Consider the following 18,993-nt stretch of genomic DNA (forward strand, 5'->3'; position numbering starts at 1 on the left):
CAAATCAGAATGAGCAAAATCATCCTTCCGCGTATGGCTGCGGCGGCTGCGATCGCCATGGTCAATGCCCCGGCGATCATCCGCGCCCGCACGCGCGACAACATGCTGACCTTCGACAGCCGCACGGTCGACAGCACCGGTGCGTTCCTGGTCGGCGAGCTGGAACGCCTGGACCAGACGCTGCACGGCCCGTTGGCCTCGGTGACCTGGTCGCGCGACATCGACCTGCGCGAGGACGTCTCGATCGCTGACGAGACTTCGTCGTTCACCAACTCCAGCTTTGCCGCAGCTGGCGGCGCTTCGCCGAACGGCAAGTCGTGGATCGGCAAGGACGCCTCGGCGATCGCTGGCATCGCGCTGGACATCGGCAAGACCGCCAATCCGCTGACCCTGTGGGGCATGCAGATCGGCTGGACGATCCCCGAGCTGGAAAGCGCCCAGAAGCTGGGTCGCCCGGTGGATCAGCAGAAGTTCACCGGCATGCAGCTGAAGCACAACATGGACGTCGACGAGCAGGTGTATATCGGCGACAGCGTGCTGGGTGTCACCGGCCTGGTGAACAATGCCGCCGTGACCAACCTGTCGAACGCCCTCACGGGGAACTGGAACACCGCAACGGCTGACCAGATCGTCGCGGACATCAATGAGCTGCTCACGAGCGTCTGGACCGCCTCCGCCTTCGCGTACTGCCCGTCGGAGCTGCGCCTGCCGCCGGTCAAGTTCGGGATCCTGGTCAGCCGCAAGGTCAGCGACGCCGGCAACATCAGCGTGCTCGAGTACGTGAAGCAGAACACGATCTCGAACTCGATCAACGGCCGCCCGCTGAACATCCAGCCGCTCAAATGGCTGTTCCAGCGGGGTACTGCGAGCGCCGACCGCATGATTGCGTACACCAAGGAACAGGACAAAGTCCGCTTCCCGCTGGTGCCGCTGCAGCGCACGCCGCTGGAGTACCGCGACATCCGCCAGCTCACCACCTACTTTGGCCGCCTGGGCGTGGTCGAAGTCGTGTACCCCGAGCTGATCGGGTACCGCGACGGCATCTGACGGGAGAGCGACATGCCAAAGATCTACATCAAGAAGGCCTTTACGCTGCAGCACGATGGCGAGAAGCACGAGTTCGCAGTGGGCAACCACGACGTTCCGGCCGCGATCGCTGCCCACTGGTTCGTGAAGGCGCATACCGGCGAGGAACCGGCGGCTGGCAGCGACGCGGAAGCCGAGGCTGCCGAACGGTTGGCCGAACTGGACGCCAAGGCAAAGGCGCTGCTGGAAGCGGCTGACATGCTGGCCGACCGCGAAAAGGCACTCGCCTCGCGCGAGCAGGCCGCCGACCAGCGCGAAGCCGACCTGGCTAAGCGCGAGGCTGCAGTGGCTGAGCGCGAGCAGGCCGCCGACAAGGCAGCTGCAGACGCGGCCAAGGCGGCGAAGTCGCCGAAATGAGGGGTATGATGCCTCGCAAGGGGCATCACCCATCCGCCTATGACACCGAGCCAGTTCCGACAGGATTTTCCCGAGTTCGCCGACACAGCGAAGTATTCCGACGCCTCGGTCAGCTTCTGGCTGACGGTGTCGGCGTCGCTGGTCAACGAGTGCCGCTGGGGCGTCCTGACCGACCAGGGCATCGAGCTCTGCACCGCCCACCACCTGGTGCTGGGCGCGCGCGACGAGCAGGCAGCCAGCGTCGGTGGCATCCCGGGCCAGATGACCGGCCCGCTCTCTTCCAAGGCCGTCGACAAGGTCAGCGCCAGCTACGACACCGGCGCGGCGACCATCGACGATGGCGGGTTCTGGAACCTTACGTCGTATGGCGTGCGGTACCTGACCCTCGCCAAGATGATGGGCGCCGGCGGCATCCAGCTGTAGCGCAGCGCCCATCGGGAGCTTCCCATGGGCGTCATGAAGGTGGACCGGCTGAAGGAAGTCCTGCAGTCGATCAACGGTCTGGTGCAGAAGGAAGTGCTGGTCGGCATCCCCGACAGCGCGCCCGAGCGCAAGGACGACGAGCCAATCGGCAATGCTGCCATCGGCTACATCCAGGAGACCGGCTCGCCGGTCAATAACATTCCCCCGCGACCCTTCCTGGTGCCCGGCGTTGCCGAGGCGCAGGGGAAGGTGTCGTCGAAGCTGCAGCAGGCCGCGGAAGCGGCACTGGACGGCGATCTTGGCAATGCCGAGCGCCGCATGGGCGCGGCTGGTCTGACCGCTCAGAACTCTGTGCGCGCGCGCATCAACAGCGGCATCAGCCCAGAGCTGAAGGATTCCACGCTGGCCAACCGCCGCCGGCGCGGCCGGACAGGCACGGTGCCGCTGATTGACACCGGCCAACTGCGCAACGCGATCACCTATGTGATCCGAAAGAGGAAATAGGCATGGCGCTACTCGACGTCACCGACGTTCTGCTCGATCCGGATTTCATGGACACCGGCCTGGTGTGCAACCGGATGGCGCAGACCGTCGACGACAACGGCCGAGCGACCAACACCGTGACAGGAAGCCCGTTCGCCGCGGTAGTGACCAGCGACAAGGGCGACATCCTGCACCGCAACGCCGACGGCAGCCGAATCATCGGCTCGATCACGCTGCATACGCCATTCCGGCTGTCAGACGGCAGCACCGGCCAGGATGCGGACGAGATCGTCTGGCAGGGGCGGACCTACACCGTGGTCAACGTCAACGACTACAGCCACTTCGGGCGCGGCTTCGTCTGCGCCACCTGTGACCTGAAATCTCTCTCGGGGTAACCCATGAACAACAGCTCGACCGGTGGCTACCTGGCGCCAGCCGTAGCGACGCCGCCGGCCGAGGACGAAGCGCTCGACAACCTGCTGCAGGAGCTGGTGGCGGGCGTCTCCGGCCTGCCCGGCAACTTGGTGCGCCCGCGTTGGCAGCCGACCGTGCCCAAGCAGCCGGAACCGTCCGTGAACTGGTGCGCGCTGGGCATCACCGTCCAGACGAACGACGCCGGCCCGGCGATACAGCACGACCCGGCGGGCGACGGCCACGATGAATACCAGCGGCACCAGGACATCGAGTTGCTGTGCACGTTCTATGGCCCGGCGGCCAAGGGCTACGCCCAGCGCCTGGCCGACGGCCTGGCCATCCCGCAGAACCGAGAGCAGCTCGGCATCAATGACATGGCCTTCGTGTCCGCCGGCGAGATCCGCGCGGCGCCGGACTTCGTCAGCCAGCAGTGGGTGCGGCGCTACGACCTGACCGTGCTGCTGCGCCGCAAGATCACCCGGACCTATGCGGTCCTCAACCTTCTGTCCGCTCAGGTGAGCACGGAAACCGACTAGGTACCGCCGATGGCGAGCACCACCAACATCGACCAGTAGAGGATGACCATGTCCAACGGATTGCCGGTTTCGCGGCTGATCAACGTCACCATCAATATGTCGCCGCTGGCGGCCCAGGGCGCCAACCTCAATACGGCGCTGATCCTTGGCGCCTCGGCGGTGATCGATACCGGCGAGCGGATGCGCTCGTACGGCACTATCGACGCGGTCGCCGCTGACTTCGGCACCACGGCGCCCGAGTACCTGGCCGCGCTGCTGTACTTCCAGCAGACGCCCCAGCCATCGCAGCTGTACCTCGGCCGCTGGGCAAAGACGGCAACGTCTGGCTCGCTGCGCGGTGCCGCGCTGTCCGCCGCGCAGAAGGACATCACCGTGTGGAAGGCGGTCACCGCCGGCTCGTTCAAGGTGACCATCGACGCAACGGTGAAGACGCTGTCCGCGCTGGACTTCTCTGGCGTGACCAACCTGAACGGCGTGGCCACCATCATCACCACGGCGCTTGCCGGCGCCACCTGCGCGTGGAACGGAACGCAGTTCGTGATCACGTCGCCCACCACCGGCGCCACGTCGAAGGTGAGCTATGCCACGCCGACCGGCTCTGGTACCGACATCTCGGCCATGCTGGGCCTGACCAGCGGCCTGGCCTCGGCGCCTGTCGATGGCATCGTGGCCGAAGCGCCGGACGCTGCGGTGGCGCTGTTCCTGGACCGCTTCGCCAACAAGTTCCTTGGCCTGATGTTCGCGGACAGTGGGGTGACCAACGCGCAGCACACGGCGGTGGCCAGCCTGATCGAGGCGGATCAGCGACATATCTATGGCACGACCACGCAAGAGCCGCAGGCGCTGGACTCGACCAGCACGGCGGATCTGGCGTCGACGTTCAAGGCGCTGGGCCTGAAGTACTCGTTCGTGCAGTACTCGAGCAGCAGTCCGTACGCCGCGGCGTCCGTGTTCGGCCGGCTGCTGACGACGGACTTCAACGCTAACAACAGCACCATCACGCTGATGTACAAGCAGGAGCCCGGCATCGTGCCGGAGACCCTGTCCAGCAGCCAGGCCGACACGCTGGAGAGCAAGCGCTGCAACGTGTTTGTCGAGTACGACAACGACACGGCGATCGTGCAATACGGCGTCACGCCGAGCGGCATCTTCATCGACTCGGTCTACAACTCGATCTGGCTGCGGAACCGTATCCAGACCGACGCATGGAATCTGCTCTACCAGAGCCCAACTAAGATTCCGCAGACCGACGGTGGCAATGCGCTCATTGCCACGGCGATCGAGGGAGCCTGCCAGGCCGGCGTGACCAATGGCTATCTTGCCCCGGGCGTCTGGAACTCGGGCGGTTTCGGCGCGCTGAAGCAGGGCGACACGCTGGCCAAGGGCTACTACGTCTACGTGCCGCCGATCGCGCTGCAGTCGCAGGGCGATCGCGAGGCCCGCAAGTCGGTGTCCTTCCAGGTGGCGGCCAAGGAAGCCGGCGCGATCCATTCCGTTGACATCCTGGTCAACGTCAACCGCTGATAGGGGAAACCATGTCTGGAACGTATTCGTTCATCGATGTGCAAGCGTCGCTGGTGGGGCCCGGCGGCGCATTCTCGCTGGGCTACGGCGAGGCCACGGCCGAGGAAGGCATCACCATTGCTGCGGCCAACGACAAGAACACCATGACCGTCGGCTCGGATGGCAATGTGATGCACAGCCTGCGCGCCGATGGCTCGGGCCAGATCACCTTGCGCTACCTGAAGACGGCGCCGATCAACTCGCGGCTGATGGCGCTCTACAACGCCCAGAAGATCGACAGCCGGCTGTGGGGCAAGAACATCATCACCGTTGGCCAATCGGTGGCCGGTGACATCGCCACGGGCATCCAGTGCGCCTTCAAGAAGGTGCCGGATCTGACCTACGCCACCGAAGGCGGCACGGTCGAGTGGGTGTTCGATGCCGGCCGGATCGAAGAAATGCTGGGGACCTACTGACCATGGCTCACGAAATCGATCTGGCGGGCAACCGCTACTCGCTGGGCCGGCTGAACGCGATGCAGCAGTTCCACGTCTCGCGCCGCATCGCGCCCATCGTCCCCACGCTGATCCCGGTGTTCCTGCGCGTGCGCGCGAGCGGCAAGCCGCTGAACGAGGATCTGGAAGGCCTGGCCGCAGCGCTGCAGCCGCTGGCCGACGGCCTGGCCGCGCTGAAGGACGAGGACGCCGAGTATGTGTTCGGAACCTGCCTCGGGGTTGTCCAGCGCAAGCAGCCAACTGGCTGGGCCAGGGTCTGGTCGGGGAAGGAAACCATGTTTGAAGACATGGACCTCTCCGTGACGCTGCCGCTGGTCGTACAGGTGATCACCGCCAACCTCGGGCCTTTTATTCAAGGCCTGCTTACCAGCCAGCAGAGCGGGCCGGCGGAGACACCAGCTGGCTGAGGTACCTGCCGGGGGGCGAGGACTGGCTGCTGGCGCCGGTGGCCGAGGGCTGGTGCAAGTACGAATCTCTGCTGGACGGATCGCTCGGGCTGGAAGACATCGCCTTGATGAACGACGCGATCGCCGTCCGGGGCGACAACCTGGCGGCTGCCCGCCGCATGCTGGAAGAGAAGAATGGCCGATAGCACCGTCATCCGCGAATTCCTGGTCGCGCTGGGCTTCAAGGTCGACGAGAAGGGCCTGAAGAACTTCACGACCGGCGTGGACCAGGCCACGAAGGGCGTGGTGCGGCTGGTCAGCACCATCCAGGGCGCCGCGCTTTCGATCGGAGCTGGCGTCTCGGCCTTTGCCTCGAAGCTGGAACGGCTGTACTTCATCTCCCAGCGCACCGGCGCCGCGGCAACCAGCCTGAAGGCGCTGGAATACGCCGCGCGCAACCTGGGCGTCTCGTCGGAGGCCGCGTTCGGCACGGTCGAGAATCTGGCCCGCTTCCTGCGCAACAACCCGGCCGGCGAGGGCTACCTGGCCACCATCGGCGTGCAGACGCGTAACGCCAACGGCGAGCTGCGCGACACAGTCGATATCCTGGCCGACCTCGGCAAGGAGCTGGCGCAGAAGCCGACGTGGCTGGCGAGTCAGTACGGCCAGATGCTCGGCATCGACGAGAACCTGCTGCTGGCCATGCGCAATGGCGACTTCGCCAAGTTCATGCAGCAGTACCGGTCCATGTCCCGGAACAACGGGCTGGACAAAGCTGCCGAGGACGCGCATGAGTTCATGATCGCCCTGCGCGATCTGGGCACCACCTTCGAGAACTTCGCGATCCGCCTGGAGGGGGCGCTGTTGCGGAAGATCGGCCCGCAGCTGGACCGCTTCAAGCGGTGGTTCGAAGAGAACTCGCCAGCCATCGCTGACCGGGTGGCGAGCATCGCCAGCGCGGTCCTGGCTGCGGCCGCCGCCATGGGGCCGCCACTGCAGTGGGTTTTGGACAAGTTCATCGAGCTGGACAAGGCCACTGACGGCTGGTCGACGCAGCTCCTGCTGCTGGTCGGCGTGTTCAAGGTGCTGGGCGGGTTCCAGATCATCGGCGGTATCTGGAAGATGGTCGCGGCAGTGCGCGCCCTGGGCGCCGCCAACGCGGCTGCTGCCGCTGCCGGTGGTGCCGCCGGTGCCGGTGGCGCGGCAGGGGCTGCTGGCGCAGGCGCAGCGGCGGGCTGGTTATCCAGGTTCCTGCCGTGGCTGGCGAAGGCCGGCGGAGCCGCAGCGCTGCTGCTGCACAGCGGCAAGCTGAACGAGGGCGAGGATGCCGAACTGGAACGCCGGCGCGCGGCGGCCGGGCAGCAGTCTGGTGGTCAGCAGGCGCCCGGCCAGCCTGGCGGGCGGCAGCAGCCAGCCGGTGGCCGGCGCGCGGCTATCGATGCGGTCGGCTTCTTCCAGCGCATGGGATGGACGCACGACCAGGCGGCCGGCATCGTCGCCAACCTGCGGCATGAGAGCGAGCTGAACCCGCGCGCCGTTGGCGACAGCGGGCGGGCGTACGGCGTGGCGCAGTGGCATCCGGATCGCCAGGCCAACTTCGCCCAGTGGGCCGGCAAGGACATCCGCGATTCGTCGCTGATGGAGCAGCTGCAGTTCGTGAACTATGAGCTGACGCAGGGCGCCGAGCGGCGGGCCGGCCAGCTGTTGCGCGCGGCGCAGAACGCCCAGCAGGCTGGCGAAATCGTGTCTCGGTACTACGAGCGGCCGGCCCGGGCCGATATGGAAGCGGCACGCCGCGGCACCTCCGCTGTCGACCTGAAGCAGGAAACCAACATCCATATCCATGGGGTGTCGGATCCCGTTGCGGCGGGGCGGGCGACCGCAAACGAACAGGAACGCCTGAACGGTGACCTGGTGCGCAACATGCAAGGAGCGGTGTCGTGATTCTGGACATGATCACCCTGGTGCCGAAGAGCATCGGCAGCATCACCATCCCTGTACTGATCGAGGAAGCCCACCAGGACGAGCTGCAGATTACCGAGCACCCGGTGGAGAAGGGCGCGGAGATCAACGACCACGCCTTCAAGCGCCAGCCGGAGGTTGTGATCAAGTGCGGATGGAGCAATTCCGACATTGGCGCGCTGGCGGGCCTGGCTCAGGCCATTTTCTCAGGCGGTGGCCTGCCGTCGGCTGATTACATCAGCACGGTGTATTCCCAGCTGCTGGCTCTGCAGGAGCTGCGCGAGCCGTTCGACGTGGTCACGTCGCTGCGGATGTACGACAGCATGCTCTTCAAGGGCCTGGCCGTGCTGAAGGACCAGAAGACCGGCGCCGCGCTATCGGTGACGGCCACGCTGAAGCAACTGCGCATTGTTGAGACGCAGGTGACGACGCTGCCGCCGCGGGAGAACCAGGTCGACCCAGCCGCCACCGCTGAGACCCAGAACACCGGCGTCAAGGCCGCGACGCCGGCCACCCCGGCGCCGGGCGGGTCAGTACCACCGACGAGCATGTGATGCCCAACTTCTTCGAGATCCCGCTGTCGCCGCTGCCGCAGCGCTTCACGATCACGCTGGGCGGCGTCGACTATCGTCTGACGGTCCAGTACCGGAAGGCTGGCGGCGTCGGTTGGGTGCTGGACATCGCCGATGCCAATAACGCGCCGCTGGTGACCGGCATCCCGCTGGTCACCGGCACGGACCTGCTGGCGCAGTACCGGCACCTGGGCTTCGCCGGCCGGCTGTGGGTGCAGGGGGCAGACAATCCGGACGACGTTCCAACGTATGAAGACCTGGGCATCGGCTCGCATCTCTACTGGGTGACGGACGCATGAGCACGCCGCAATTTGGCCGCAAGGTCTCCCTGATCATCGGGCAGGACAGCGGCGACGCCCTGGACCTGTCAGAGCTGCGGTTTCGGTTCGACGTCCGGCGGGGCGACCTGCAGACGCCGAACTCGGCCCGGGTCCGGGTCTACAACGTGTCGGCGGACACCGCGCGCCGGGCGCAGAAGGAGTTCACGCGCCTGGTGCTGCAGGCCGGCTACCCTGGCAACTTCGGGATCATTTTCGACGGCACGATCAAGCAGGTGCGCCGCGGGCGTGAGAATCAGACGGACACATACCTGGACATCACCGCCGCCGACGGCGACTCGGCGTACAACTTCGCCGTGGTCAACACCACTCTGGCGTCCGGATCGACGCCGGCAGATCACGTGGCGGCGGCCTGCACGGCGATGAACCCATATGGGGTGACACAGGGATACCTGCCGAAGCTGCCAGAGAACCCGCTGCCGCGCGGCAAGGTGATGTTCGGCATGGCCCGGGACTTCATGCGCTGGACGGCCAGGACGTGCCAGACGGTCTGGAGCATCCAGGACAGTAAGGCGGTCATGGTGCCGGAGACGTCCTACATGCCGGGAGACATCCCGGTCGTCACGGCCGAGACCGGCATGGTCGGCCTGCCCGAGCAGACGCAGAACGGCATCACGATCAAGATGCTGCTGAACCCGAGTGTCAAGATTGGGCGGCTCATCAAGGTCGACAACGCCAGCGTGCAGCGCTACGAGTACAGCCTGAACACCGGACAGCAGGCCCAGAACGAGCGGATCGAGGAGCAGGCAAAGCTGCAGGACGATGGCTTTTACTACGTGATGATTGCCGAGCACTACGGCGACACGCGGGGGAACGACTTCTACACGGATGTGATCTGCCTGGCGGCGGACGTGACAGTGCTTCCGGATAGCTTCCAGAGCAAGGCAGCGGTACCCCCGGACTTTGTGATCAAGAAGTACGGTTAGCGTTGCAATGACTGGTGGTATTTCCTGACGTTCGTCATGTAGTCGTCCATGGACAGGGCCGGCCCCAAGACCTTGCCATCCCCAGATGGAAGGACCTTGACCCGTTGGAAGTTCAGTAGGCTCGCTGTCTCGACGTTGCCGTATGGACCGATGATGACCGCCTCGGCGCCGCCCGGCTGGAGTGTCTTGCCCCAGCAGCCGACATCCGGCTTTGCCCGGTTGAAGATCTCGGCGCGGCGCATGTTCGCTGCATTGGCGATCGGCAGTGCGCATTTTGCCGTGAGGCTCAGCGAATACAGCATGCCGTCGCGCGGGATGGTTTCAGCCGTGACCTGACCGCGCGGATACACGAATGCTTCCTGTGCTTGAGCCGCGGTGGCAGTCGCGGCCAGCGTCGCGATTAGTACCAGCTTCTTCATAGCAAACACCATGGATAGACGAGAACGGGTTGACGATCCCGAGGTAGCGCTTCGGGAGGCGTTCGACGGGCTGCGCGCGGGCATCTGGACAGCGCTTCCGGGTGTCATCCAGTCGTTCAGCGCGGCGGCGATGACCTGCCAGGTGCAGCCGGCCATCAAGATCCCGGTGCGCCGGCTCGACGGCACCATCGAGAGCGTGGCCCTGCCGCTGCTTGTCGACTGCCCGGTGCAGTTCCCATCTGGCGGGAATTGTAGTCTGACGTTCCCGGTTGCTCCAGGCGACGAGTGCCTGGTGATCTTCGCCAGCCGGTGCATCGACGGCTGGTGGCAGTCGGGAGGCGTCCAGGAACAGGCCGAGCTGCGCATGCACGACCTGTCGGACGGGTTCGTGCTGCTGGGTTTCCGGTCCAAGCCGCGAGCGCTGGCCGGCGTCAGCATGGCAGCGACCCAACTCCGGGCCGATAACGGTGCCACGTACATCGAGCTGAACCCGACGACCCAAAAGGTGAGGATCGTGGCGCCCGGAGGCTTCGACGTCGTCGCGCCGCTGTCGACATTCTCGGCAGGCGTGACGATCACCGGGCTGCTCACTTTTGTCGGCGGGATGGTCGGCAGTGCGGCCAGCGGTGCGGCGGCCGTTTTCAACGGCATCCTGAATGTGATCGGCCAGATCACGGCGAATGGCAAGCGCGTGGACGAGACCCACACCCACAACGGCGTGCAGCCGGGAAGCGGCAACAGCGGCACGGTCAACTGAGGATCACCCATGCGGTACCGAAAACTCGACGCTGACGGCGACTACGTCTTCGGCGGGCAGCAGGCCGACTTCTACAAGGACAGCCCGGACGCCGTTGGCCAGGCCGTGATGACCCGCCTGCGTCTGCTGCGCGGCGAATGGTTCCTCGACAAGACCGAGGGCACGCCGTGGGCGACCGAGGTGCTGGGCAAGTACACCAGCGGGACCTATGACGCTGCCATCCGGCAGCGCATCCTGGGCACGCAGGGCGTGCTGTCGCTGGCTTCCTACACCAGCACCCTCGATACCGAGAACCGGGCGCTCAGCGTGACGGCAACGATCAACACCATCTACGGCACCACCACTGTGCAGGCGACGCTCTAATGGCCATCACCACGACCGCACCGACCATCGACGCTGCCGGCATCACGGCGCCGACCTATGCCGAGATCCTGGAATTCCTGAAGGCGCAGTACCGGGCCATCTACGGGCCGGACGTGTATCTGGAGGCCGACAGCCAGGACGGTCAGTTGCTGGCAGTCTTCGCATCGGCGATCAATGACGCCAACGCTACGGCCATCACGATCTATAACTCGTTCAGCCCGGCCACGGCGCAGCGCGCGGCCCTGTCGAGCAACGTCAAGATCAACGGCATCGGGCGCAAAGTGTCGTCGTACTCGACCGCCGACCTACTGCTGGTCGGCCAGGCCGGCACGACCATCACCAACGGCATCGCAAAGGACGCCAACAGCTTGAAGTGGGCGCTACCGGCGACGGTGACGATCCCGCCCGCCGGCCAGATCACGGTGACGGCGACTTGCCTGACCATCGGGGCGGTCGCGGCGCCAGCCGGTACGATCACCCAGATCGGCACGCCGACGCTCGGCTGGCAGACGGTCACGAACCCTGCAGCCGCGGCGGTGGGCGCGCCGGTGGAGTCCGACGCCGCGCTGCGCCAGCGGCAGACGATCTCGACCGCTTTGCCGTCGCTGACGGTGCTGGACGGCATCATCGGCGCCGTGGCGAGCATCGCGGGCGTTACGCGCTACGTCGCCTACGAGAACGACACAGACGCCACTGACGCGAACGGCATCCCTGCGCACTCGATCTCGATGGTGGTGGAGGGCGGTGACGCGACTGCGATCGCCAGCGCCATCGCGGCGAAGAAGACGCCGGGTGCTGGCACGTACGGAACCACAGCAATCGTGGTCACGGACGTCTATGGCCGGCCCATCACCATCCGGTTCTTCCGGCCGTCCAACGCGGCGATCACGGCCGCGGTGAACGTGAAGGCGCTGGCCGGCTACACCACCCAGACCGGCGACGCGATCAAGCAGGCGATTTCCGACTACGTCAACGGCGTGGCCATCGGTGGCGGCCTGTCCGGGAGCGTGGAATGGGCGGACGCTATCACCTCGGCGAACAGCGTGGGCGGCGGCGTCACGTTCAAGCTGACCGGCTTGACCCTGAGTGGCCCGGGCGGCGCCGGATCGCCTGACGTGGCCTTGGCCTTCAACCAGGCGGCGTCCTGCACGCCGGCCAGCATCACCCTCAACGTGACCTGATATGGCAGAGCTGATCGACTACACCGGGCTGGTCACGTCCGAGCACAACCAGCGGCCCAAGTTCATGGGCGTTGTCGCGGCGCTGGCCCAGCCGATGGTTGACCTGATGAACCTGCTGGGCAGCATGCCCAATAAGTTCGATCTGGACCAAGCGGTGGGTGTGCAGCTCGACGATGTCGGACGATGGGTGGGCATCTCACGCCGCGTGGCGACGCCGCTGACCGGCGTCTACTTCTCTTTCGACACGGCCGGCCTTGGCTTCGATCAAGGTAGCTGGAAGGGGCCGTTCGACCCCGACACCGGCCTGACGTTGCTAGACGATGACACCTACCGCCTGGTGATCCGGGCCAAGATCGGTGCGAACCACTGGGACGGCACGCTCGAATCGTCGAAGGCCATCCTCGATTCGATCTTCGGCGGCGGCACGTTCGTCTTCATCCAGGACAACCAGGACATGTCGATGACCATCGGCATTGCCGGGGGCATCCCGCCAGCCGTCTTCCTGGCCTTGCTTGCTGGTGGATACATCCCGTTGAAGCCGGAAGGGGTGCGGGTCAACTACACCATCGTCACGTCTGTGGACGGCGAGCCCATATTTGGCTTCGACGTCCTGAACAGTCTCATCGCAGGCTTCGATGTCGGAGCCTGGGGAACATCCCTGTAAGGAACTTCCATGTCGAATGATTTTCTCGTGTTCGGCGGCGGCGCTGGCGCCAACGTCGTGACTCAAGCTGCGTGGGCCGCGCTGGCGCAGCGACTGAGCGGCTTCACGTCTGGCGTCGCGCAGTCGGCCCAGCTCAACAAGGCGTGGCGCCAGTCCAGCATCATGGCGGCTGTGCTCGGCCAGTTCATCTCGGACCAGTCTGGTCAGGACGCGGTCGATGACGGCACGGCCGGCGCACTGGTGGCGAACCTGCTGGCGGGCATCCGGGCGGCCAACAAGACGCTCATCACGTTGAACGACACCGGCGCAGCGAATGCCTACACGGCGACGAACGCGCCCTCGCTGGTGGCTGGGACGTGGGTCGACGGGGTCGTGCAGCGCGTGAAGATCGCGAACGCGAACACTGGCGCCTCCACTTATTCGCCTGACGGGCTGACGGCTATTCCGATCTACGGGCTGAATCTCTCAGCGCTGCAGGGCGGTGAGCTGCGCGCCAACTGCGTGGCGACGCTCGTCAAGGCGACGATTCCTGGAATCAACAGCGGAAATCCGATTGCGGTGCTGCTGCACTGCTATGGCGCGCCGCTACAAGTTGGTGCGCCAACGCAGAGCAACCACGCGCTGAGCCTTGGGGCTGGCGACGCGCGTTACGCGGCTCTAGCTGGTCTCGTATCTCAGGTGTTCTCGGTGGCTGCGCCTACGCTTGGTGGTCACGCGGTAAATCTCAATGAATTCTTCGCCTCGCTGACCGGAAATGGGTGCGTCAAGATTCCGGTTATCGCGGGTGGCAACAAGCGGACGCTGATCATCCAGTGGGGATCTGTTGCTGCTGTGCCGGCGGGTGGTGGATCGAGTTGGACATACCCGCTCGCATTCCCTAATGCATATCTCGGCGGCGTAGCCTGCTTCAACAACTCAGGTGGTATCAGTGGGGCTGCGGCCGGAGGCATCGGTTCTCCCACCCTGACCGGCGCGACGTTGTTTAACAACGGCAGCGCCGGAGCGTCGCAAATTTCTGCAATCGTGATTGGATGGTGAAAATGGACTGGAAATTCTCAGCCACAACAAACGGCTTTTACCCTGCAGACTCGCTGGATGAATATCCCGATCTGCCTGCAGACCTAGTGGATGTCACTGGCGAGCAATACGAGGCATTGCAGATCGCGCAAAGCCGGGATGGCTTGCGGATCGTCCCTGACGAGAATGGAATTCCCGTGTCCCGGGAGAAACTACCTCCGACGTTCGATGAGCTGCAGAATGCTCGCGACGTACTTCTTCAGCTTGCAACCATTCGAATCGCGCCGTTACAGGATGCGGTCGACATTGGCGAGGCGACGGCAGCGGAGGAAGTGCAACTGCTGGCCTGGAAGAGGTATCGCATCGCCCTCAGTAGGCTGGATCTGGCCGTTACACCGGTGGCGTGGCCTGATCAGCCTGCTTGATCACACCGAGGGGGGCTTTGCTATACTCGTTTTCCCAGAAAATCAAGGAAAAGAGGGGAATCATGAGGGTATTCGTCAAACGCATCACCACTGTAGAGCAGCGGAACGCGATACGTGGCACACTAAAGCGTCTGCGCCTTATTACCGAAGACGCGGGTCAGCCGAAGTTTCAGGATCGGTTCCATGAGTTCTCAGCGCCGTACAGGTTGCATCTTGGGTGCGGGAATATCAAGCTGGCCGGTTTTTGCAACGTCGACGCGCTGGAGACGATCGCAGCGGATGCCATTGATGATATTCGCACGCTGAAGCGCTTCCCAGACCAGAGTGCGCAGGAAATCTATGCCTGTCACGTGCTGGAGCATTTCGCGCATGACGAAGTTGCGCCACTGCTGAAGCGGTGGTTTGAAGTGTTGCAGCCAGGCGGGATCCTGCGTATTTCGGTGCCTGACCTAGATCGCATAGTGAAGATCTACAGTAATAACTGGGAACACTTCCAGAAGCCAGGAAACACACCGTGGATTGGCCTGATCTACGGCGGGCAGTCAACGCCGTATGACTTCCACAAGACGGGTTTCAACGCGAACTGGCTGCGATACCTGCTGGAACAGTGCGGTTTCGAGAAGTGCGAGGAATATCCGCACGAACCGCATTTCGTGCCGGGAACAATTGACGCGTCCGTGGCAAATGCAACTTTCGGCGAATATTTCTCGTTGAACATGATGGCTCGCCGGCCATTGCAAAGCCGCTAAGCAGCACACAAATCGATCCAAGCCGCCTACGGGCGGCTTTTCATTTGCCCGCTCGTGCGGGTTTTTTCATTTCTGGAAGGGCGCTATGCCATTCACCGACGCAGCAGTGCTACCCGGCAGCCAGAATATGGCCGCGTTCCTGGATATGCTTGCCTACAGCGAGGGCACATCGAGAGTGCCTGGCAGCGACAACGGCTACAACGTCAACGTCGGCCGCACGCTGTTCCAGAGCTACGACAAGCACCCGCGCATTCCAGTCATGACCAGGTGGGGCTGGAGCGACGCCGCAGGTCGGTACCAGATCATGGCGGCCATCCCCGGGCGAATCAATACGGACACGTGGGACTGGGCCAGTCGTGCGTGTGGCGCGACGGACTTCAGCCCCGCCGCACAGGACAAGGTCGCCGTCTACCTGATCACCCGCCGCGGCGCGCTTCCCGACATCCAAGCCGGCCGGCTGGCCGATGCAATCACGAAGTGCCGGAAGGAATGGGCCAGCCTGCCAGGTGCTGGCTACGGCCAGCGCGAACACAAATTCGAAGCCCTCAGGGCACAGTACCTGCTGCACGGCGGGGTTGATAACGGGGTCTGACAATGAGCGATGAAGTCGTGGTGGTAGCGAAAGTTGGCGGCGCAGCTGCGCTGGGCTCGGCGATCGCCTTGAGGTTCATTCCGGGGAATTGGTGGCAGCGCCTGCTCTCGTTCATCGGGAGTCTGGGTATCGGCTGCCTTGTCGGCGGCTTTGCGGTGGAGCGGTTCGGCCTGGTGGCCGGCAGCTACACGCACATGCTCGCAGTTGCCGCGGCGGCGGTGTTCGGCCTGGCCATCGTGAACAACGGGATGCAGCAGATCCCAGAGATCTTCGCCGCGCTGCGCAGGAAAACCCTGGGGAGCTGACCCATGCTGATGACGATCAACCTAGTGGCGAACGCCATCATCTGGGGCGGCTCGATCTGGGCCGTGCTTACGCAGAAAGTACCCAACCGGATTGGCGGCGCCATCGTGCTGTTGCTGGTCAACTTCGCCGCGCTCGGCAACATGGTCAGCCCCTGGGCCTGCCACAGCGAGCCCGAGATCGGCCTGAGCCTCGCTGTCGCCCTCGGCGTGCTGTGGGGCATCTGGCGCCTCGAGCTGCGTCACCTGGTGAAGCGAGGGATGGCATGACACTGCTCGATCCGCGTGTATGGCTGGCGGCGATCGTGGCGCTTGCGCTTGTGTACGGCGGCGGCCGGTGGCAGCAGTACAGCCACGACAAGGCGGCCTATCAGGCCAAGGCAACTGCGGCTGCGCTGGATGCCGCCCGGATGCAGATTAAGGCTGCCGACAACGCACGCCTTGAGGAACAACGCCGCACCGCGGCACAGACGGAGATTGCCAATGCTGCGAAGAAGGATGCAGACACCGCTCGAGCTGATGCTCGGGATGCTGGCGCTGCTGCTGACGGCCTGCGGAAGCGTGTCAACGAGCTACTTGCCGCAGCCAGAGCCGGCCAGAATCCCCCCGTTGCCGGCGGAAGCGCAGCAGCCGGCGATCCCCTCGGAATGCTTGCCGACGTGCTCGAAAGGGCTGACCGCCGCGCGGGAATTCTGGCTGAATACGCCGACGCCGCCCGGGTCGCAGGGCAAGCCTGCGAGCGGAGTTACGAATCCCTGATCACGCCGCGAGAGTAGACCGCGCGCAATGGAAATTCTGCCGCCTGGCAGCAGTGGGTGATGCGGGAGGTGCTGGGGTGCTCGGGGAATGTGCCGCCAAGCACAGGAAGACGGTGGAGGCATGGCCCAGCCGAATCTGAAGCCGGGGTCGCACGGAGTATAGAATGGCGCCTGCCTGCCGCCTCCAGACGCCTCCGAAAGCATCAAGGCGGCAACTCCGGGAAGAACAACTATTTTCAAGAGCCAGAGTATATGACGCCATCCTCGCCAAGTTCGGCCGTGGAGCTTTCGATTGTCGTGCCCGTCTACCGTAGCGAGAGGATTCTACCCAAGCTGGTGGAAGCGGTCAGCGTCGCGGCCCAGAGCCTTGGTTTATCCGATAGCTTTGAGTTGATACTGGTGAACGACTGTAGTCCGGATCAAAGCTGGGTGGCGATTAAGGACCTCGCGCAAAAGCACAGATTTGTGAAGGGCATAAACCTCCGGCGAAACTTCGGTCAGCACAATGCCACGATGGCCGGCCTGAATAACGTCTCGGGGAAGTTTGTCGTCGTCATGGACGATGATTTGCAGCATCCTCCCGAGGCAATCGGCGACATGCTGGATGCGCTGAAATCGGGTTTCGACGTTTGCTATACACGCTATCTGAATCGCCGGCATGAGGCATGGAAGAAGCTGGGAAGCAACTTCAACGACAAGGTGGCAACGGTCCTGCTGGAGAAGCCTCGCGGGCTCTATCTGTCGTCATTCAAGGCGATGCGGCGAGAGGTCGTCGACGAGATCGTCAAGTATGACGGTCCATATGCCTATGTGGACGGCCTCATTCTCGACGTGACGCGTTCCATCACCAGCGTCGACATCGAGCACCAGGAGAGGCACGAAGGACGGGGCAACTACAACCTCCGGCGCTCGGTTTCGCTCTGGCTCAAAATGGCGACGAGCTTCTCGATTCTCCCCCTGCGGCTGGCGTCTCTGCTCGGCATGGGGCTGGCCGTCCTGAGCCTGGCCATGATCGCTGTCGTCGTCGTCCTAAAGATCCGGCATCCAGACATCGCGGTCGGTTGGGCGTCGATCATTTCGGTCCTTCTGCTCATCGGTGGCGTGCAGACGATGTGCATCGGCATGATTGGCGAGTATCTCGGCCGGTCCTACCTGAAGCTGAATCGAAAGCCCCAGTTTGTCGTTGCAGAGAAAACTGGAGAGAGGGCTGCTGGGCATGGCTGATCAAGAGTTCGACAAGTTCGCCAAGAAATACGATGAGGTCCTGTCCGAATCGATCCCTCTGGGGATGGACGAGGATGCCTACTTTGCCGAGTACAAAATCGCTCTGGCCGCCCAACTGACTGCTGGCAAGAAGGTCTCGCGCATTCTCGATTTCGGATGTGGCGCCGGCCGCAGTCTGCCGTACCTGGCCAAATACTTCCCGGGCGCCGCCCTTGCTGGATTTGATCTATCTTCCGAGTCGCTGCGCGTAGCCAAGGTGAGGCAGCCAGGTGCCGCACTGTATTCCGATTGGGGATCGCTGGCAGATATGCGCTTTGATCTGATATTTGCCGCGAATGTGTTCCATCATATTCCGCCGTCGGTTCTGCTCACGGAGCTTCTGAAATGCAAGGGCGTAATGGCGGAGGGCGGTGAGGTGATTGTCTTCGAGCACAATCCGATTAATCCCGCGACACGATGGGTCTTTGAGCGTTGCCCGTTTGATGTGGACGCGGAGATGATCCGAAAAAAGGAGATGAAGCTGTTATCGCGTGCTGCGGGAATGCAAGTGGTTGAAGAGGGCTACACGCTTTTCTTTCCACGCCAGCTGCGAGCACTTCGCTTCATTGAACGACACCTGAGTTGGCTTCCCCTGGGCGCCCAGTACTATGTTCGACTGGAAAAGTGAATTCGCCACCCTCGTCAAATACCTCGGGGGCGGCGTCGTAAACACGCTTATTGGATTTGCCGTCATCTTCGGACTGATGGCCTGTGGCGTTGGGCCGTTCAGCTCGAATGTATTCGGCTACTTGGCGGGACTATGTGCGGGGTTCTTCTTGGCTCGCCGTTTCATTTTCTACAGTGATGGCGATTTGTTTGCGCAGGGGTGGAGATATATCGCCGCCTTCGCTGTGAGCTACTGCGTGAACCTGCTGGTGCTGTACGTGTGTGTGAATCAGTTGGATGTTGGGAAATATCTATCTCAGATGCTTGCTTCTGGCACGTATGTGGGATTGATGTATCCCTTGTCACGCTGGATAGTCTTTGTTCGTCGGTCGTGAT

At 63.7% G+C, this 18,993-nt stretch carries 29 protein-coding genes; 28 read left to right on the forward strand and 1 reads right to left on the reverse strand.

What is annotated here, in order from left to right; translation table 11 throughout:
• Positions 1-9 precede the first annotated feature (9 nt).
• The 14 genes from AC3WRI_RS09330 to AC3WRI_RS09395 are packed head-to-tail and all read left to right on the forward strand — an operon-like array spanning position 10 to position 9,501.
• Positions 10-1,047 (forward strand): DUF2184 domain-containing protein, encoded by a 1,038-nt coding sequence (locus AC3WRI_RS09330; RefSeq protein WP_492293203.1) that lies wholly within the window; start codon positions 10-12, stop codon positions 1,045-1,047.
• A 12-nt stretch (positions 1,048-1,059) separates the two neighbouring features.
• On the forward strand, positions 1,060-1,443 hold the full coding sequence (locus AC3WRI_RS09335; RefSeq protein ID WP_492293205.1) for an STY1053 family phage-associated protein: 384 nt from the start codon (positions 1,060-1,062) through the stop codon (positions 1,441-1,443).
• Positions 1,444-1,482: 39 nt separating this feature from the next.
• A complete protein-coding gene (locus AC3WRI_RS09340) occupies positions 1,483-1,866 on the forward strand; it encodes a DUF4054 domain-containing protein (protein WP_492293207.1) in 384 nt (127 codons plus the stop codon).
• Positions 1,867-1,890: 24 nt separating this feature from the next.
• Complete coding sequence (locus tag AC3WRI_RS09345) at positions 1,891-2,370, forward strand: phage virion morphogenesis protein (RefSeq protein ID WP_492293209.1); 480 nt, start codon at positions 1,891-1,893, stop codon at positions 2,368-2,370.
• 2 nt (positions 2,371-2,372) lie between these two features.
• Positions 2,373-2,744, forward strand: coding sequence for a hypothetical protein (locus tag AC3WRI_RS09350; protein ID WP_492293210.1), 372 nt, complete (start codon positions 2,373-2,375; stop codon positions 2,742-2,744).
• A gap of 3 nt (positions 2,745-2,747) precedes the next feature.
• Positions 2,748-3,299 (forward strand): phage neck terminator protein, encoded by a 552-nt coding sequence (locus AC3WRI_RS09355; RefSeq protein WP_492293212.1) that lies wholly within the window; start codon positions 2,748-2,750, stop codon positions 3,297-3,299.
• 48 nt (positions 3,300-3,347) lie between these two features.
• The gene (locus AC3WRI_RS09360) at positions 3,348-4,823 is read left to right on the forward strand and encodes a DUF3383 domain-containing protein (protein WP_492293214.1); all 1,476 of its coding nucleotides are present in this window, start codon (positions 3,348-3,350) and stop codon (positions 4,821-4,823) included.
• An 11-nt stretch (positions 4,824-4,834) separates the two neighbouring features.
• Positions 4,835-5,278: a tail tube family protein gene (locus tag AC3WRI_RS09365; RefSeq protein WP_492293216.1), complete on the forward strand. Its 444-nt coding sequence runs from the start codon at positions 4,835-4,837 to the stop codon at positions 5,276-5,278.
• A 2-nt stretch (positions 5,279-5,280) separates the two neighbouring features.
• Positions 5,281-5,724, forward strand: a complete 444-nt coding sequence (locus AC3WRI_RS09370; protein WP_492293218.1) for a phage tail assembly chaperone — start codon at positions 5,281-5,283, stop codon at positions 5,722-5,724.
• Positions 5,725-5,762: 38 nt separating this feature from the next.
• Positions 5,763-5,909, forward strand: coding sequence for a DUF6889 family protein (locus AC3WRI_RS09375; RefSeq protein ID WP_492293220.1), 147 nt, complete (start codon positions 5,763-5,765; stop codon positions 5,907-5,909).
• Positions 5,899-7,647, forward strand: coding sequence for a phage tail tip lysozyme (locus AC3WRI_RS09380; protein WP_492293222.1), 1,749 nt, complete (start codon positions 5,899-5,901; stop codon positions 7,645-7,647). The genes AC3WRI_RS09375 and AC3WRI_RS09380 overlap by 11 nt, the downstream gene beginning before the upstream one ends.
• An 8-nt stretch (positions 7,648-7,655) precedes the next feature.
• Complete coding sequence (locus AC3WRI_RS09385) at positions 7,656-8,219, forward strand: phage baseplate protein (RefSeq protein ID WP_492293224.1); 564 nt, start codon at positions 7,656-7,658, stop codon at positions 8,217-8,219.
• On the forward strand, positions 8,219-8,536 hold the full coding sequence (locus tag AC3WRI_RS09390) for a phage baseplate plug family protein (protein ID WP_492293226.1): 318 nt from the start codon (positions 8,219-8,221) through the stop codon (positions 8,534-8,536). The genes AC3WRI_RS09385 and AC3WRI_RS09390 overlap by 1 nt, the downstream gene beginning before the upstream one ends.
• On the forward strand, positions 8,533-9,501 hold the full coding sequence (locus AC3WRI_RS09395) for a phage protein (protein ID WP_492293228.1): 969 nt from the start codon (positions 8,533-8,535) through the stop codon (positions 9,499-9,501). Before AC3WRI_RS09390 ends, AC3WRI_RS09395 begins: the two co-directional genes overlap by 4 nt.
• Here the strand turns inward: AC3WRI_RS09395 and AC3WRI_RS09400 are convergent.
• Positions 9,498-9,920 carry a hypothetical protein gene (locus AC3WRI_RS09400; protein ID WP_492293230.1) on the reverse strand — a complete coding sequence of 141 codons (423 nt, stop codon included), beginning with the start codon at positions 9,918-9,920 and terminating at the stop codon, positions 9,498-9,500. The two genes, AC3WRI_RS09395 and AC3WRI_RS09400, sit on opposite strands and share 4 nt — an antisense overlap.
• Positions 9,921-9,930: 10 nt before the next feature.
• Between AC3WRI_RS09400 and AC3WRI_RS09405 the strand changes: the two genes are divergently transcribed.
• The 14 genes from AC3WRI_RS09405 to AC3WRI_RS09470 all read left to right on the forward strand — a co-directional run bounded on the left by AC3WRI_RS09405 (position 9,931) and on the right by AC3WRI_RS09470 (position 18,992).
• Positions 9,931-10,677, forward strand: coding sequence for a Gp138 family membrane-puncturing spike protein (locus AC3WRI_RS09405; protein WP_492293232.1), 747 nt, complete (start codon positions 9,931-9,933; stop codon positions 10,675-10,677).
• Between the two features lie 9 nt (positions 10,678-10,686).
• Complete coding sequence (locus AC3WRI_RS09410; RefSeq protein WP_492293234.1) at positions 10,687-11,040, forward strand: contractile injection system sheath initiator; 354 nt, start codon at positions 10,687-10,689, stop codon at positions 11,038-11,040.
• Positions 11,040-12,221 (forward strand): baseplate J/gp47 family protein, encoded by a 1,182-nt coding sequence (locus AC3WRI_RS09415; protein WP_492293236.1) that lies wholly within the window; start codon positions 11,040-11,042, stop codon positions 12,219-12,221. The genes AC3WRI_RS09410 and AC3WRI_RS09415 overlap by 1 nt, the downstream gene beginning before the upstream one ends.
• Position 12,222: 1 nt before the next feature.
• The gene (locus AC3WRI_RS09420) at positions 12,223-12,885 is read left to right on the forward strand and encodes a DUF2612 domain-containing protein (protein ID WP_492293238.1); all 663 of its coding nucleotides are present in this window, start codon (positions 12,223-12,225) and stop codon (positions 12,883-12,885) included.
• Positions 12,886-12,894: 9 nt separating this feature from the next.
• Entirely contained in the window at positions 12,895-13,923 is a 1,029-nt protein-coding gene (locus AC3WRI_RS09425) for a gp53-like domain-containing protein (RefSeq protein WP_492293240.1), read from the forward strand.
• Positions 13,924-13,925: 2 nt separating this feature from the next.
• Positions 13,926-14,327 (forward strand): tail fiber assembly protein, encoded by a 402-nt coding sequence (locus tag AC3WRI_RS09430; protein ID WP_492293242.1) that lies wholly within the window; start codon positions 13,926-13,928, stop codon positions 14,325-14,327.
• Positions 14,328-14,389: 62 nt separating this feature from the next.
• Complete coding sequence (locus AC3WRI_RS09435; protein WP_492293244.1) at positions 14,390-15,076, forward strand: class I SAM-dependent methyltransferase; 687 nt, start codon at positions 14,390-14,392, stop codon at positions 15,074-15,076.
• Positions 15,077-15,161: 85 nt separating this feature from the next.
• On the forward strand, positions 15,162-15,668 hold the full coding sequence (locus AC3WRI_RS09440; protein ID WP_492293246.1) for a glycoside hydrolase family 24 protein: 507 nt from the start codon (positions 15,162-15,164) through the stop codon (positions 15,666-15,668).
• A 2-nt stretch (positions 15,669-15,670) separates the two neighbouring features.
• The gene (locus AC3WRI_RS09445) at positions 15,671-15,973 is read left to right on the forward strand and encodes a hypothetical protein (protein ID WP_492293248.1); all 303 of its coding nucleotides are present in this window, start codon (positions 15,671-15,673) and stop codon (positions 15,971-15,973) included.
• Positions 15,974-15,976: 3 nt separating this feature from the next.
• Positions 15,977-16,240, forward strand: coding sequence for a hypothetical protein (locus tag AC3WRI_RS09450; protein WP_492293249.1), 264 nt, complete (start codon positions 15,977-15,979; stop codon positions 16,238-16,240).
• Entirely contained in the window at positions 16,237-16,746 is a 510-nt protein-coding gene (locus AC3WRI_RS09455; protein WP_492293251.1) for a DUF2514 family protein, read from the forward strand. Before AC3WRI_RS09450 ends, AC3WRI_RS09455 begins: the two co-directional genes overlap by 4 nt.
• Before the next feature lie 234 nt (positions 16,747-16,980).
• The gene (locus AC3WRI_RS09460; RefSeq protein WP_492293253.1) at positions 16,981-17,952 is read left to right on the forward strand and encodes a glycosyltransferase family 2 protein; all 972 of its coding nucleotides are present in this window, start codon (positions 16,981-16,983) and stop codon (positions 17,950-17,952) included.
• On the forward strand, positions 17,945-18,619 hold the full coding sequence (locus AC3WRI_RS09465) for a class I SAM-dependent methyltransferase (protein ID WP_492293254.1): 675 nt from the start codon (positions 17,945-17,947) through the stop codon (positions 18,617-18,619). Before AC3WRI_RS09460 ends, AC3WRI_RS09465 begins: the two co-directional genes overlap by 8 nt.
• Positions 18,600-18,992, forward strand: a complete 393-nt coding sequence (locus AC3WRI_RS09470; protein ID WP_492293256.1) for a GtrA family protein — start codon at positions 18,600-18,602, stop codon at positions 18,990-18,992. The genes AC3WRI_RS09465 and AC3WRI_RS09470 overlap by 20 nt, the downstream gene beginning before the upstream one ends.
• The last annotated feature ends 1 nt before the right edge of the window (position 18,993 follow it).

The organism is Cupriavidus sp. FW305-27, from assembly GCF_058787995.1.